At 42.7% G+C, this 15,159-nt stretch carries 14 protein-coding genes; 8 read left to right on the forward strand and 6 right to left on the reverse strand.

The genetic code is table 11. The annotated features are described in order from the left end of the window. Window positions 1–4: 4 nt before the first annotated feature. Window positions 5–517, reverse strand: a complete 513-nt coding sequence (locus K7887_RS03610) for an acyl-CoA thioesterase (protein ID WP_223492225.1) — start codon at window positions 515–517, stop codon at window positions 5–7. A 161-nt stretch (window positions 518–678) separates the two neighbouring features. On the opposite strand from K7887_RS03610, the gene K7887_RS03615 reads away from it, so the two are divergent. Next, window positions 679–2,142 (forward strand): protein adenylyltransferase SelO, encoded by a 1,464-nt coding sequence (locus K7887_RS03615; RefSeq protein ID WP_223492226.1) that lies wholly within the window; start codon window positions 679–681, stop codon window positions 2,140–2,142. 434 nt (window positions 2,143–2,576) lie between these two features. Here K7887_RS03615 and K7887_RS03620 read toward each other — a convergent pair whose 3' ends face one another. Further along, entirely contained in the window at window positions 2,577–4,313 is a 1,737-nt protein-coding gene (locus K7887_RS03620; RefSeq protein ID WP_223492227.1) for an ABC transporter ATP-binding protein, read from the reverse strand. Window positions 4,314–4,492: 179 nt separating this feature from the next. Between K7887_RS03620 and K7887_RS03625 the strand changes: the two genes are divergently transcribed. Beyond that, complete coding sequence (locus tag K7887_RS03625; protein WP_223492228.1) at window positions 4,493–5,062, forward strand: TetR/AcrR family transcriptional regulator; 570 nt, start codon at window positions 4,493–4,495, stop codon at window positions 5,060–5,062. A 52-nt stretch (window positions 5,063–5,114) separates the two neighbouring features. Next, window positions 5,115–6,047 (forward strand): SDR family NAD(P)-dependent oxidoreductase, encoded by a 933-nt coding sequence (locus tag K7887_RS03630; protein WP_223492229.1) that lies wholly within the window; start codon window positions 5,115–5,117, stop codon window positions 6,045–6,047. 63 nt (window positions 6,048–6,110) lie between these two features. Here the strand turns inward: K7887_RS03630 and K7887_RS03635 are convergent, their stop codons facing one another. Then, entirely contained in the window at window positions 6,111–7,178 is a 1,068-nt protein-coding gene (locus K7887_RS03635; RefSeq protein WP_223492230.1) for an AI-2E family transporter, read from the reverse strand. A 113-nt stretch (window positions 7,179–7,291) separates the two neighbouring features. After that, window positions 7,292–7,750: a ferritin-like domain-containing protein gene (locus tag K7887_RS03640; RefSeq protein ID WP_317849234.1), complete on the reverse strand. Its 459-nt coding sequence runs from the start codon at window positions 7,748–7,750 to the stop codon at window positions 7,292–7,294. A 163-nt stretch (window positions 7,751–7,913) separates the two neighbouring features. Here K7887_RS03640 and K7887_RS03645 point away from each other — a divergent pair, with 163 nt between their 5' ends. The 4 genes from K7887_RS03645 to K7887_RS03660 all read left to right on the forward strand — a co-directional run bounded on the left by K7887_RS03645 (window position 7,914) and on the right by K7887_RS03660 (window position 11,803). Further along, a complete protein-coding gene (locus K7887_RS03645) occupies window positions 7,914–8,267 on the forward strand; it encodes a PadR family transcriptional regulator (RefSeq protein WP_223492231.1) in 354 nt (117 codons plus the stop codon). Next, window positions 8,254–9,243: an HAAS signaling domain-containing protein gene (locus K7887_RS03650; RefSeq protein ID WP_223492232.1), complete on the forward strand. Its 990-nt coding sequence runs from the start codon at window positions 8,254–8,256 to the stop codon at window positions 9,241–9,243. Before K7887_RS03645 ends, K7887_RS03650 begins: the two co-directional genes overlap by 14 nt. Window positions 9,244–9,387: 144 nt before the next feature. Continuing rightward, complete coding sequence (locus tag K7887_RS03655) at window positions 9,388–10,230, forward strand: STAS domain-containing protein (RefSeq protein WP_223492233.1); 843 nt, start codon at window positions 9,388–9,390, stop codon at window positions 10,228–10,230. 415 nt (window positions 10,231–10,645) lie between these two features. Continuing rightward, a complete protein-coding gene (locus K7887_RS03660; RefSeq protein WP_223492234.1) occupies window positions 10,646–11,803 on the forward strand; it encodes a helix-turn-helix domain-containing protein in 1,158 nt (385 codons plus the stop codon). A 44-nt stretch (window positions 11,804–11,847) separates the two neighbouring features. Here the strand turns inward: K7887_RS03660 and K7887_RS03665 are convergent, their stop codons facing one another. Both K7887_RS03665 and sipW read right to left on the reverse strand, forming a co-directional pair. After that, on the reverse strand, window positions 11,848–12,447 hold the full coding sequence (locus K7887_RS03665; RefSeq protein WP_223492235.1) for a TasA family protein: 600 nt from the start codon (window positions 12,445–12,447) through the stop codon (window positions 11,848–11,850). Between the two features lie 82 nt (window positions 12,448–12,529). Next, a complete protein-coding gene (sipW, locus tag K7887_RS03670; RefSeq protein WP_223493574.1) occupies window positions 12,530–13,063 on the reverse strand; it encodes a signal peptidase I SipW in 534 nt (177 codons plus the stop codon). A 257-nt stretch (window positions 13,064–13,320) separates the two neighbouring features. On the opposite strand from sipW, the gene K7887_RS03675 reads away from it, so the two are divergent. Beyond that, on the forward strand, window positions 13,321–15,096 hold the full coding sequence (locus K7887_RS03675; protein ID WP_223492236.1) for a M4 family metallopeptidase: 1,776 nt from the start codon (window positions 13,321–13,323) through the stop codon (window positions 15,094–15,096). Window positions 15,097–15,159: the final 63 nt, after the last annotated feature.

A 15,159-nucleotide genomic window follows, 5' to 3' on the forward strand; every position in this document is an offset into this window, starting at 1 on the left:
TTATTTATTTTTCGGGGAGAAATCCGCTTGTCAATTTAGAAGCCAGCGCCTTGCTTTCTGCCCTTCTATTACGTCGAGCTTTTGCCCGTTCCTCACCAGTCTGGTTTAGGTACATCTCTTCTTCCGTTTCTGGTGTGATGGAGGGAACTTGAGCAGGTTTTCCGTTATCATCTAGAGCAACAAAAGTTAGAAAAGCTGTCGCTGCAATGTTTTTGGTGCCTTGTGTTAAATCTTCTGCTGTTACTTTTACGAACACTTCCATCGAAGAGTTTCCGGTCCATGTCACAAATGATTCAAAAATAACGGCATCTGTTGGTCTGATCGGTGAAAGGAAATCGACCGAGTCCATAGAAGCAGTAACACATTCGCAACGGCACATACGGGCAGCGGAAATGGAAGCAAGCATGTCCACATCTGATAACAGTTTTCCACCGAACAGGGTGTTATGGTTGTTAATGTCGTTCGGAAACACTCGGCTGGTTCGGATGACGCGGGTATCTTTGCAGGTTTTGTTCATTGGGATTCTCCTTTGATTTGCTATGTATGAGGATAATTTTAGCATTATTTTCCTTAGTGCGAAAATGTGAACTGTTTTTGGGTGAGCTTCCTTTATTAAAATTGTAGACCTAGAGGGTATAATAGAAGTAACGACATGACAGATGAAAAGAAGGGGATTTGATGACCAGTTCAAAAAACGTAAACGAAATAGGTTGGAATTTCGCTAATAGCTATGAATCTTTGCCTGAATTATTTTTTTCTGAAATAGAGCCAAATCCTGTGGAAGTACCTAAGTTGATTGTTCTTAATGAATCAGTGGCAGAGGAACTTGGGCTCAACGTGGAGGGGTTGAAAGGTTCGGACGGTTTAAACGTTTTTGCAGGTAATACGGTTCCAGAAGGTGGTTCTGGAATTGCCCAAGCATATGCAGGCCATCAGTTTGGCAATTTTACAATGCTTGGGGATGGTCGTGCTTTGTTGGTTGGGGAGCAAATTTCTCCAAACGGTGTCCGTTTTGATATTCAGTTAAAGGGATCTGGGCGTACTCCTTACTCCCGGGGTGGGGATGGCCGTGCGACTTTAGGGCCGATGCTGCGCGAGTACATTATAAGTGAAGCAATGCACGGGCTGGGGATACCAACGACTCGTAGTTTGGCAGTGGTAACAACGGGAGAAGAGGTGTTGCGTGAAGGTCTGCTGCCAGGAGCAGTCATGACACGCGTTGCATCCAGTCACCTCCGCTTTGGAACTTTTCAATTTGCTTCGCAGTGGGGGGATATGGAAAAATTGCATGCCTTGGCTGACTATGCAATGAAACGCCATTACCCTGAGTTGGACGCTGGTGACTATCTTGGATTTTTTAGAAAAGTAATGGAGCGGCAGGCTGAATTGATTGCGAAATGGCAGCTGGTCGGTTTTATTCATGGTGTGATGAACACAGATAACATGACGATCAGTGGGGAAACGATTGACTATGGACCATGTGCGTTCATGGATGTGTATGACCCGGCGACAGTGTTCAGTTCGATTGATGTACAAGGGCGTTATTCTTATGAAAATCAGCCTCGGATTGGTGGCTGGAATTTAGCACGTTTTGCAGAAGCGTTGTTACCGTTGTTTGATGAGGACCAGAAGCGTGCCGTTGAGTTGGCGCAAGAGGAGTTGTATAAGTTTTCGGACTTGTATAAGGGGAATTGGCTGGCAGGTATGCGTGCGAAGCTTGGTTTGTTTGGTGAAGAATCTGGTGATGAAACGTTGGTGCAGGGGCTGCTTGATTTGATGAAGGATCGTAAGGCGGATTTTACGAATACGTTTCGTGAGTTGACGTTGGGTGAGCTAGATTTTGCTGATAGTCCCGCGTTCTCTGAGTGGCATTTGTTATGGCAGGAGCGGTTGGGAAGGCAGTCTGAAAGTGGGGAAGCGGTGCGGGAGTTAATGAAGAAGAGTAATCCTGCTGTTATTGCGCGTAACCACCGGGTAGAAGCAGCATTGGAAGCGGCTGTGGAGCATGGGAATTATGGTGTGATGGAGAATTTGGTGAGGGTATTGCGTAATCCGTATGCGTATTCTGGAGAACAGGAAGATTATTGTGTGGCGCCGGGTGCGAGTGTGACGGCTGGGTATCGAACGTATTGTGGGACGTAGGCGTAGGGTAATTTTCGTTTCGGCATGAACTATGGGCATTTTGGCACGAACTCGTGTAGTTTTGGCATGAACTTGAGTGGTTTCGGCACGAACTCGGTTGATTTCGGCACGAACTCAATCGTATATTAGGTTTATTGTTCTAAAAATTACCATCTCAGTGTCCGAAATGCAATGGGAACAGGAAAAACGGTAGTAGAGAGGGGTTCTCTCCGCTCGAAATGCAATGGGAACAGGAAAAACGGTAGTAGAGAGGGGTTCTCTCCGCTCGAAATGCAATGGGAACAGGAAAAACGGTAGTAGAGAGGGGTTCTCTCCGCCCGAAATGCAATGGGAACAGAGAAAACGGTAGTAGAGAGGCCGTCTCCTCGCAAAAACATATTTTCCAATAACAAAAGGTCAAGGACAACCCATCCTTGACCTTCATTATTTCAAATCTAGGTAAGCTGCTGCTCCGCAAATTCGCGATACAGCTTATGCGACTCCACTAATTCTTGATGAGTTCCCATCCCAGTAATTTCACCTTTTTCAATAAAAATAATCTTATCCGCATTTACGATGGTAGACAGGCGATGGGCAATCACAAAAGTTGTTCTGCCTTCCATCAGTCGGGTCAACGCTTGCTGGACAATTCCTTCTGACTGACTGTCTAGACTCGCCGTTGCTTCATCCATCATCAAGATCTTTGGATCCCGTAAAAAGGCACGAGCAATCGCAATCCGTTGGCGCTGTCCGCCTGATAGCATGACCCCTCGTTCGCCAACCTCTGTATCAAGGCCTTTTGGAAACTCTTGAATGAACTGATCCGCATAAGCCATTTTGGCTACTTCCCATAGGCGGTCATCCGTCAACGAATCCTTATTTTCCAATCCATACGTCAAGTTATCTCGAATGGTTCCAGCCATCATCGGGCTGTCCTGGGAGACATAGCCGATCTGCTGGCGCCAGGCTTTCATGGATAGGGAGCGTATCGGCAATGCACCCACATATATCTCCCCGTCTGTTGGCTCATAAAAACGTTCAAGCAACCCGAAAAGCGTACTTTTCCCTCCGCCGCTCGGTCCTGCAAAAGCCACCATCATGCCGGGCTCTACATCAAATGAAACATTGCGCAGGATAGGCTCGTCCTCGTTATATCCAAAGGACACACCTTTAACGAAAACAGGTTGATTGGTGATATCGGCCGTCAATCCTTTCTGACCGGGCTCATCCTCAATCTCTAGAATATCAATGATTCGTTCCGTCGCACCCTTTGCTTTTTGCAACTGCGTGAAAAACATCGTAAACGAAGTAATCGGAAAAATAATTTGGAACAGGTAAAGCAGGAATGCTACTAGGGCTCCTGTTGTCATGGTTCCTTCTGCTACACGAATTCCGCCATACCCTATTATTACCACGATCACAAGCATGACAACCATATACATAAGCGGTCCGATGATGGCAAAGATGCGCGCTTCTCTGAGACCAAATGTTAGTAGGGTACGAATGCCTGACTGCCCCTTTGCTTCCTCCGCGGTTTCCGCATTGGATGCTTTCATCAACCGAATCTCACTTAAAGTCTGCTGGACACTTCCGGTAAAATTGGCCGTTTCGTCTTGCATGCCACGTGAGATTTTTGCCATTTTCGTACCAAGTGGAATCATGACCAAGGTCGTTACTGGCACAGATATCAGCATAAGCAAGGTCATTTTCCAATCCATGATAAAGAGGATGGTGACAGCTCCGATAATGGTGATGATACCTGTGATGAATTGAGGGAAGTGTTGGGATATTAAATCTTTCACAATCCCGGTGTCATTGACCACACGGCTGACCGATTCTCCGCTTGTTTTCTTATCAAAATAACTGACAGGCAGACGGATCAATTTGAACCACATTCTCTCGCGAAGACCGGCCACGATGCTTTGGCCGACATAGGCAAGGGAGTAGGTTGATAGTCCGTCAATAACGGCTTGAACAATAAAGACAGCCGCAATGGCAACAATCAGTCCGACGCTGAGCGATTCCATCGAAAAGCCGTCGACTAGTTGCTGGGTAAGTAATGGAATGGTTAGCCCGACAAGTGTCGTGATAAGACTGCCGACTAACCCGAGTGTCAGAGCAACTTTAGGGATATTGGTCGACAGGATGAGAGAGGTGAATTTCTTCAAATTTTTATTTTTCGCTGGTTCCATTTATTGTGATCTCCTTTAATAAGGTTTGGTTCATAAATTTGTACGTTTATAAGACAACTAAGTTCCTCTATCATTGTGACAGATTGAGGAACATGTTTCCAATTTTTAAGTTGACAAAAGTATCACCAAAGAATTATATTTTAATTAAACAGTGGTCAATAAAAAGGATGAGTAAGGAAATGTCACCTAGAAAAGCAGTAACAAATGAATTAACACAAAGTATGGTAATGGACGCGGCTCGCGAGTTGTTTCGAAAGAAAGGGTATCAGCAGGTTTCAATGCGACAGATTGCAACAGAGCTGGGTTATAGTCACGGAGCCATATATTATCATTTCAAAAATAAAGCGGAACTTTTTTATGCCATGATTGAAACGGATTTTAAAGAGCTGGATCAATGGCTGGACAATGTGATGATCAAAAAGCTAGATAATAAGGAAAAGTTAAAGCAAGTGCTGCTCGAATTCATACGATTTGGTCTCACACATAAGAGTCAATACGAAATGATGTTTCTGCTGTCAGATGAGGAAGTAAAAAGCTATGTAAATAAAGGTCCGAATGAATCGTATGAAAAGTTTGCAGAGGCACTATTGAAACTGAGCAATCAATCTATCAGCATCCAACAAGCATGGTCCATTTTTCTTTCGTTACACGGTTTCGTTAGTCACTATTGCCGATGTGATGCAGATTATGAAGAAATTAAAGGATTGGCAGAATCACATGTGAATTTTATCCTAACATCTTTAGGGTAAAATTTTTTAGGGATTTATTGACCAGTGGTTAAAAATGGAGGGGGATTATATTATGAAAAAAGCAATGGTGATTGGGGCTTCAGGCGGGATGGGGTGCGCATTGGTAAAGGAACTTGTAAGTCGTGGGATGGAAGTGGTGGCTTTTGCGAGGGGAGAAGAGAGACTCGGGGAGCTTTTTGGCAAAAAAGAAAAAGTGACGATTCTGGCTGGAGATGCAAGTGAAAAGAAACAAGTTTCCTTTGCTGCCGAGGGCGTGGATGTGATTTTTCATGCGATGAACCTTCCGTATGAAGAGTGGACGGGAAAACTTTTGTCCATCACCCAAAACATCATAGAAGCAGCTGAAGAGAACGGTGCAAAGCTTGCGGTGGTGGATAATATCTATGCATATGGAAAAAGTGGTGGGAGTCGGCTGAAAGAGGATATGGAGAAAAAACCACATACCAAAAAAGGGAAGCTTCGAAAGGAAATGGGGGAAATGATTCAGCAGGCAAACATTCCGACTTTGATCTGTCACTTTCCGGACTTCTACGGACCAAATGCTACGAATACCTATATCCACTTTACACTTGAACAACTCCTGAAAAAGAGAAAGGGAGGTTTTGTTGGACCTAGAGATATTGAAAGAGAATTTATTTTTACAAAAGACGGAGCAAGGGTGATGGTAGAATTAGCTTTAAGGGATGAAGCATATGGCCAAAGTTGGAATATCCCTGCAGTGTCGACTATTACCGGGCGTGATTTTGAAGAGGTAATAAGAGAACAACTAGGAAACGATAAGCAACTTTACTACATCAATAAGCCAATGTTTGCGTTATATGCCCTTGTTGCTGGGAAGGGAATGCGTGAGGCAGTCGAAATGCAGTATATCAACGCCGAGCCGACCATTCTATCAGGGGAAAAGCTAACAAGGTTTTTAGGAGAATGGAACAGTACACCATACGAAAAAGGTATAGAAGAAACAATAGGGTATATGAAGAACTGAATATAAGTTAGAAAAGGGGAATCAGTTGTAGTGTCTGATTCCCCTTTCAACGTCAGTGTTCAGCTACGCCCTTCGCAGCTGGTATACCTCATACAGATTCTTCGTCACTACCTTCAACACCGAATACACGGGAACCGCCAACAGGATTCCGATAAATCCGTACAGCTTCCCTGCTGCAAGAAGAAGCAGGATGACTGTCAAAGGGTGAATGGACAGCTTGTTTCCAATAATCTGAGGAGAAACAAGATTTCCTTCAATCTGCTGGACGATTGCTAACAGTATCAAGATTTTCACGACCATAAATGGATCTGTCATCAGTCCGATGATCACTGCGGGCAGTACGCCTAATGCAGGACCGATAATGGGAACAACAGCTGTGATCACGATGAATAGGGCCAACACAAGGGCATAATCCAATCCGATGATGAGATAGCCTATGTACATGAGAAAGCCGTTTACCAATGCCACAATCATTTGTCCGCCAATGTAGGTGGATAAAGTTTTGTCGATATCAGTCAACAATCTTTTCCCTTCGTCATGGTGCTTGTTCGGCAGCATTTTCAATATAAACGGCAAGAGTTTATGGCCATCTTTTAGAAAATAGAACAAGATGAACGGGACGACCACAAGGATGGTCAAAAAGTTAGTAATGGAGGAAATGATGGTCGATACGTTTTCTCCAATGCGCTGGGACTGTTCCTTTAAAAAGGCTAGTCCTCTCTTTTTGGCTTCCTCATAAGAGATGAGACCGAAGTTATTGTCATCCATCAGTTCCTTTGTTTGTTCTTCATTTTTTTCAAGAAAAGCTGGGAAGTCTTCTGCGAACTGGACGACCTGCTCCTCGATTTTTCCTCCAACGGAAAAGCCGCCTAAAACCGCACCTCCAATAATAGCTGAGAATACAAGAATGATAGCCAAAGTCCGTGGTACATATTTTGACTTTGCGAGCAGATTCACGAGGGGCTTTAAGATATAAAATAGAAAGCCCGCAAATAGGATAGGAAAGAAAAGAGTTGTGATGAAGCTGATAATTGGGTTTACTATAAATTGAACTTCACTTAATAGAAAAACGATTAATAATACTAGGATGATACCTGTTGCATATTTAAAGAACGGGTGTCTGATCCACATGCTATCCCTCCAGTTAAAGTAATAGTAGTTTATTCCCTAGAATAGAGGTGGATGAAACGGGGAGTTTGATTCATCTATAAAGGACAGGAGGCATTTTCCTGTCCTTTTTGCTGCTACCTCGCAAGACCTCTTTCAAAAGCAGCCAAGTGATTGATAGAAGCATCTCGCAACCTGGTAAATACGATTCTTACATCATTCGGAATATCTAGAGCAAGGAATTTTTCATACATGCCAATATTCTCGATTTCGCCTTCCACGCCAGCTGCATAGGCATCTTTTATCGTTGGCGGTGTGGTGACGAACTGTGGAGAGATGTCTGGTGGAACAGGGACTTGATATTGTTGGAACAAAGGCAGCAGGGCACTGATGTGGCACAGTTCGGCCTCTTGGATTCTGGCAAAGGTTCGGATATATCCGTAGGTACCGAGGATCCGGTTGTAGCGTGCTTGAGCGAGATATTCGTCTTGTAGCGCATACGTAAGTATGTCAGGAAGAGTTAATGAAGCAGCATTAAGGGCGCCTTTTGCTCCGTAAGTATCAACTGTTTGTCGGTAAAAGTAGGGATAAAACATGGTGTAACCTCCTTGAAGTATTAATTAAATAGTATATGCGCCTAAGAAAAAGTGGTGTAAACGTACATATCTAAAGAATTACTTTACTTACCTCACCTCCATACTGTATGATACATAGTATAAAACATACTGTACGACATATAGTATAAAAAGAGGTGAGTAGATGGGCGATGGATTGCTACAGTCGATGACAACGGAATTGAGAAGGGGGACGTTGACGTTGGCGGTATTAAGTCAGTTGAGAACTCCGCAATATGGATATTCCCTAGTGCAATTGCTTGAGAAAAGTGGGATCACGATTGAACAAAGTACGCTATATCCGTTGCTCAGGCGGTTGGAAAAGCAGGAGCTTGTAACCAGCAGCTGGGACAAAACGGAAAGCAGGCCCCGGAGGTATTATGTTTTAAGTGATTATGGAACTGATATTTTAGAGAAGTTGAAAAAGGAATGGGAGAAAACGTCTCAGGAACTAGCGATTTTACTAAGGGAGGAGAATGAGGAAAATGAAACTGATTGAGTTATATATTCAGGAGGTGACAAGGAGGCTGCCTGAACGCCAGCGGGAGGATATTGGACTTGAATTGCGATCCACCATTGAGGATATGTTGCCGGATGACCCTCAGGAGGAAGAGGTAAAAGCAGTATTGTCCGAGCTTGGGCATCCGGCTAAACTTGCCAGCGGCTTTCTGGATAAGCCAATGCATTTGATAGGGCCTCGATTTTTTGATGTGTATGTAAGTTTATTAAAGTTGATCATTCCAATTGCGATGATTTTTTCCTTTTTAGCAGTGACATTCAGCCATGTTTTTTCCTACAACGGAGAAGGAGAAGTGATTTCGTCCTTATTGAGTATCATAGGAGATGCAACTTGGAACAGTTTAGGGGCAGGAATGCAGACATTTTTCTGGATAACGGTCACATTTGCCATTTTAGAAAGATACGACACCTCCAATAAAACTAATCCCATTACATCCAAATGGAAAGAATGGACACCTGAAGACCTTAAGGATGTCCCATATATTCCTAAGGAAAAAGCTATCACAAAAGTTGAACTGTTCGGCAGTTTAATTTGGACGGCCATTTGGGTAGCAGGGTATTTTAACGCCAATAATCTGCTGGGAATCTATGAAAAAGGGGAAGAAGGTCTGACCCTTGTCACACCACTTTTCAACCAATCACAGTTAATTTCTTTCTGGCCACTGGTTATGTTGGTAATCTTTTTGGAGCTTGGATTGGTGGCGTATAAATGGAAACTTGGTCAGTGGACAACGAAGCTTGCATTGGCAAATGCCGTCGTCCATATGGGATCCCTGGCAGTATTCATCCTTGTGTTCAGCAACACAACTGTATTCAATCCAGCGTTCTTCGACTATTTTCAGGAGAGGTTTGGCTTTACGCACCAGCTGAATTTGGTTTTCTGGTTCGCGGTATTGATATTCCTCGTTTCTTCGGTATCGGATATTTATCAAGGAATTAAAAAAGGAAGACGTTGAAATTTCTTCAACTTGTATATATGATGGGTGCAAGGGAGTTGGCAAAGAAAGCTACACTTCCTTGTTTTTTTGTCGAATGAAAGAGGATTATTTAGCTTTTTATAGAAGTAGGAATTAATAAATATACATAAAGGAGGTTATTTAATGAATGTGAAATTTGTCAGCAACGGAGAGGTTACCAGTTACCTAAAGGATCATAAGGATGAGTTCGAGGCTACTCTGCTGTCAGAGGCTGTAAATGTCGCATCGAAAATCAATGATATTTTGCAAAAGGGAAATATCGATCTTCTTAAAAATGCTCAAACCTTGATTCAACGAGTGGTGGAGCAGAAAGAGACGGAAGTTATTGCTTTTGCTGAACAGGAGGGGGTTGCGTGGGCGAAACACTCCGATTCCCTTACGTTATCGTTTAAGCTTGAGTGGGTTCAAGCAATCAGAAGAACCTTGTGGAAATACTTAAATAAATATATTGAGGAAAGAGGGGAGTTTCTTTCTCAAGATGATTTCTTTGAAATGGAGAAAAAAATTAATAACAATATCGACTTCTTTTTAAATAGCTTTTTCCTTAGTTATTCCCATTATAAGGACGAGTTGATTAGCTCTCAAAGGCAATTGGTGGAGCATTTATCTGTTCCTATTATCCCAGTTAGTTCTACTGTTGCGGTCTTGCCTCTGATTGGACATGTGGATGATTATCGCATTCGCATCATTGAAGAGAAGGCTTTGATGGAGATTTCGAACTTGAAGTTACAGACACTTGTTTTAGACCTCTCTGGTGTGACTACTATGGAGCAGAGCGTTATTTCAAAATTTGAGGATATTCTGACTGGGGTTTCGATGATGGGTTGCAAGGCGGTTCTTACTGGTTTGCGTGCGGAGCTTGTGAGGAAGATGGTCAGCATGGGAGTGACGTTCCATCAGCATGCAGAGACACATGGTACGTTGCAGCAGACGTTGCGGAAGTATCTTGTTGCGCAGGAAGTTTAAAGAATTCAGGAACCTGTAAAGGGTTCCCGGATTCTTTTTTTATATGGCCTGATAAACACGCAGTTGATTTCCGCAAATGGCTTCGCTTTCCGCGGGACGGTGCCTTGAGCCTCCTCACAACGCTTCAGGGGTCTCAACCTACCGTTACTCCCCCGCTGGAGTCTTCGCCTTTTGCTCCAATCAACAGCTGAGAATCTGGAATTCCATTCAATTTCCCCAACTTTTTATTGAGAACTTCCGACTTTTCGCCTATTGATTGGGTTATTTCGACATGGAGTGATAGCGAATGCGGTAGGTTGTCGTCATTTTCAGGACTTATTTCCCGAAAAATAACCCCAAGAGGGATTTGGTCAGTTTTCTTTAATTCTATAAATACAACAATTTTAGCTAATTGCTGCCAAAAGGGGACATGAACATGATAGTGGGGGAAATTATCAGGTTTTATCGAGAACGAGCTGGGCTAACACAATCTCAATTAGGAGAAGGAATTTGTACGACGACGCACGTGAGTAAAATTGAACGGGGAAAAACAGCTTTTTCCGAGGAGATTATTGCTTTATTTTCCGAGAGGTTGAATATTGATATACAGGAAGAGTTGGCCTATCTGCAAAAGGTTAAAAAACTTCTGCGTGATTGGCATAATGCGATAATTTTGCGTAGGGAAAAGGAGATTGAGCAGTTAAAAGAAAGGCTTGAAGAGTCAACCATTGTCCAAGCCTCTAAGTATGCTGCGCGCTATCAACTATTGATTGCAAGGTATCATTTGTTCCGAAATGAATTGGAGTCTGCATTCGAGATTATTAGTAAAGTAGAAAAAGATTACCCCAATATGTTGGCCTTTGATTATAATTTATATCTTCATGTGAAGGGGATTTATTATCTGGCTTCCTTTAATAGCGAAGACCATCAAAAAGCAATCAGTGTGTTAAATCAGATTGATCTGAAGGAGTATGGGAATAAAGAGTATTATTTTCATCTTGGAACTGCCTACTATTTAATTGATTCCAAGGTGATGTCTTTCTTTTATGTAGATAAGGCTTTGCGGCACTTTCAGGAAACGAATAATTATATGCAAGCGAATAGAGCGGAAGCGTTAATGCTGTTACAGTTGAGTGGAGATTTGTATAGTGATTTTCATTATATTGTAGGAAGATATAAGGATTTGATCAGCAATTGTGAACAATACGGGTTGGAGGAAAATAAAGGCCTGTTGATGAATAACCTTGGCTATGAATATTACAGTAGAGGATTTTTTGAAGAGGCCAAGTCTTACTTTGAAGAAGCACTGGCACTTGCGGACGAAAATTCAAACAGTTATTTGGTTAGGCTGTATAACTTCGTAGATAGTTGTATGGAGGGGAAACTTGCTAAAAAGCGTGTTCTTCAGCGACTCATTAAGGAGGGGGCGAACAAAGCAAAAGAAAGAGGGAACACTTTACATATCACCTTGTTTAAGTTATTGAAATTTCGTGTGGAAGAGCCATTGATGAAACGGTATGGAAAGCTATTATTTCTTCACTATGTAGGAAGCAATAAACACGAAAAGGCAACGGAAGTATCCTTGTATATATAGAGACAGGAAAGCCCGCACAGGAGATTGTGCGGGCATTTGATATGTTATTGTTCACTGCCCTCTGTTTGGTGGGCATTAAATTTCCATTCTAGTTCTAGGGAGTCGCCTTGGAATTCATTTTGGTCTTCGCCGTTATCCACAAATTCAAAGTAGGCAATGATCTTGTCTGTTTCTCCTGGTTTCAATCCGTCTGGACGTTGGCCGCCACCGACGAAATTATCGATTGCTGTTAAGTCTGGTGTTTCATTTTGAAGTTCATGAAGAGTCATTTCGGCTACTTGTACGCTTGCATTTGCTTGGTTATAAAGAATGGTTACTTTAATATGATGGCCAAGATCCTCAGTATTAGCCGCCCCATTTAATTGAGCATCATTTACTGTGTAGTTTGTTTCTAATAAAATTTTAGAGATGTCCAAGGTACCATTGTTCGTCACGTCAAACTCACGGATAATTTCATCGCCAGGTTTCAAGTTAGGAACGTTGACAATAGTTTCCGGATTAACAGATAAGTCCAATGTTCCTACTGCAAATGTATTGTTTGTTACTACAGTGTCGCTGAAATACGCATATGTACCCCCGCCAATTAAAGAAAAACCTAATGCTGCCGTTAAAAGTCCTTTGCTTACCGTTTTCGTAAAGCTCATGTCCATTTCCTCCTCTAAACATTTTTCATATATTATTAATCTCTTAACTATCAAGGTGACAACTAAGAGTACTAACCAAATATCAGGCTGTCTTTGCCTTCTCAAATTCTCGCAGTGCACGGACGATAGAAAGTCCAGCAGAGGCTACCAGCAAAATTCCAGGGACGACTAATAGAAAAGCGGAACCTTCTTTCGTACTAGCTAGATTTACTAGGAAACCGATATAAGGAATCGTAAAATCAGCGTACTTTCCTACAATCTGTTCCTGGGTAGCATAGACAGGGTCTGGAGCATTGTTATTATCCCCTTTTGTTTGATAGATCTCTTTGCCATTCACTTCCTTGACATCTATGATTCTGTGGGTGATAAGGATGTCTTCAGAGCGAAACGTGATCACATCATTCTTTTTAAAAGTGGAAGAAGGGGTTGTCTTCTCCATAAGGATGATGGATCCTGTCATAAAGGTCGGTTCCATGGAACCAGATAGCACTACTTTCAGCTGGTGACCTAGAATGGTCGGCTCCCCGCCAGATGCTTTGGCGGAAAGGACAATAAAGAATAGGGTGCAAAATAGTAGTATAGAAACTAGTTTTGACAGCTTCCATAACAGTTGCAGAAGAATCTTCAAATGGACTTCACATCCTTCCTCATCCTTTGTGGTTCGTGTTGCTATGAATCTAGCATAAGTTAATAGTCTGAATATTGTAAATTGGGTTAATTCGAGGGTAGAATTGGGCTTTTTCACATAACTTTTAGCCTGTTAATGCCTTGAAATGTCCCTTTTACAGGCTGAAATTAACCCAATTGACCGTTTTGTGAATTGTCAGAATAATAGAGGGTGTAGCACAAAATTGATAGAAGAGGTGAACCGTTTTGAAGAGAAATCATTTAAAGAAGAAAGTGGTTCCTGCAGTTCTGGCAGCATCCATCGCTTTTGCTGGACTAGCTCTACCGGCAAAGAATGTGTTAGCGAATGAAGAGGTAGTAAGGATTCAACAGCAGCTGATGGAAGCACCGACAGGTCTAAGCAAACAAGAGATCCTGTACTCCTTCTTGGAATCGCAAGTCACTCCTGCGGGGAAAACTAAATCCTCCGGTGTAAATGTGACACAGCAATTCTCTATTATTGAAGAAAAAGCAGACAGTAAAACGAATACGTACCATTTTAAAACACAGGAAATGTATCAAGGGATTCCTGTATATGCTTCCCAACAGACGATCGCCTTGGATAAAGACAACAATGTTATTTCCTTTATCGGAGACGTTAATAAGGATCTGTCCCGTACTAGCATTCCAACAGAGCCGTCGTTAACAACAGAAGAGGCGGAAACGGTGGCAAAAGAGAGCATTGAAGCGCAAATTGGAGAGGTATCTGCCTATGATGGAGTAGAGTCAGAACTGATAATCTACCCGTCAGACGCTGGAAAACGTTTGGCATACTTAGTGAAGGCTTCTACCTCCATTCCGGCACCAGGTTATTTCCATTACTTTGTGGATGCAACAAGTGGAGAGATTCTGCACAACTTTGACGCAGTGGCAGCATTGACTCCTGCTTTAGAGGAAGATGAAAATGCGAAATTCACACCGCTAGCAGATGGGGGAACAGCTCCAGCTCCACGTGCACTGCCAATTGAATACGTGGATGTTACAGCAAAAGGGATGGACATCTTCGGAAAGCTTCATACGTTTAATGCGGTCAAAGAAGCGAGTTCTAACAAACATTTCCTATTCGACGATTCTCGTGGAAATGGTGTTCACACGTTCAAAGCGAATAGAATGCCTGAAACAACCTTTATTCTACTTTCTGCCTTTTTGGGGTTACAAGGATTTGAAGTGGAAAGTACTAGAAACTTCTTCTATGATCCTGCAGCGGTTTCGGCCCATGTTAATGCATCCAAAACATTTGATTATTTTAAAAATGTCCATGGCAGAAACTCTCTTGATAATAAAGGGATGAAACTTGTTTCGACAGTACATATCGGGGACAAGTGGAACAATGCAGCGTGGAATGGCAAACAGATGCTTTACGGAGATGGGGATGGACAACGCATGATTTCCCTATCCGGTGGACTTGATGTTATCGCACATGAAATGACACACGGCGTCATCACAAATACTGCGAACCTTACTTATGAAAATGAATCCGGTGCTATCAACGAGTCCATTGCAGACATCTTCGGTGCTTTTGCGGAAAATAAAACAGGGGAAGGCTTGTGGTTGCTAGGAGAGGATATTTGGACCCCGGGAATTCAAGGGGATGCCCTGCGATCCATGAGTGACCCGGGTTCTGTTTATATTGGTGGTTACACTGAAGACGGGTACTACCCAGATCATTATGATAAGCGTTACTTAGGAGAGCTGGATAGAGGCGGGGTTCATATCAACTCCAGTATCAACAATAAAGCCGCACAACTTATCACAGACGGCGGTACCCATTATGATGTAACGGTAAATGGGATCGGAAAAGCGAAGACAGAAAAGATTTTCTACCGTGCTCTAACACTTTACCTAACACCATCATCTGGCTTTGCGGAAATGCGTCAAGCGGCTATTCAGGCTGCAAGAGATCTTCATCCTGACAGAAACGGTGCACCATCATTAGAAGTTCAAGCGGTTATGGCAGCATATGATGCGGTTGGAGTTCATTAAACCCAACAAACTATAGAAAAAGGACAGTCCCCCTAATTTACGAAACAGCAGGGGGACTTGTCC

Origin of the sequence: Sutcliffiella horikoshii (assembly GCF_019931755.1) — a bacterium.
GTDB classification, from domain to species: domain Bacteria; phylum Bacillota; class Bacilli; order Bacillales; family Bacillaceae_I; genus Sutcliffiella_A; species Sutcliffiella_A horikoshii_E.